Below are 385 nucleotides of genomic sequence, written 5' to 3'. Positions count from 1 at the left end.
GTCTGTTCCACAGGATAACAAGCTGCTTGAGCGTATTCCAGACCCTGCGGTACGGGCTTTGTTTGGTCAGATTATTGCCGAGCGCAACCGTTATCGCAAAGAGGTTAATCTGCTAAAACAGCACGCGAATATTACCATTGATAAGCGTCCTGTACGTCAGTTTGATGCAAGCGCAGAGCCGAGTGTTGAAGTCTTGCCTTCACTATCTGGCATCTTGACCGAATCTGAGAAGAAAGCCTTAGCCTACGCTATCTCTGACGAATGTATGGAAAAACAGAACTGGCAAACCTCACAAGCAGGCCAAGTTAAAGACATGGAATACAACACAGAAATATTCCCTAGAGGCTTTGCGACAGGTCTCCGCAAGTTGTTAGGTGAGGTAGAT

Annotated in this window: 1 protein-coding gene; it reads left to right on the top strand. The window is 46.8% G+C overall.

Annotation, left to right across the window (positions count from 1 at the left end):
- Window positions 1-385: gamma-mobile-trio protein GmtX (gmtX, locus tag A9165_RS16495; protein WP_255365756.1), on the top strand; the 385-nt coding region annotated here is incomplete at both ends.

Source organism: Alishewanella sp. HH-ZS, assembly GCF_001704375.1.
Taxonomy (GTDB): Bacteria; Pseudomonadota; Gammaproteobacteria; order Enterobacterales; family Alteromonadaceae; genus Alishewanella; species Alishewanella aestuarii.
The sequence above is the reverse complement of the archived record's forward strand: the minus strand, read 5'-3'. Positions and strand labels throughout refer to the sequence as shown.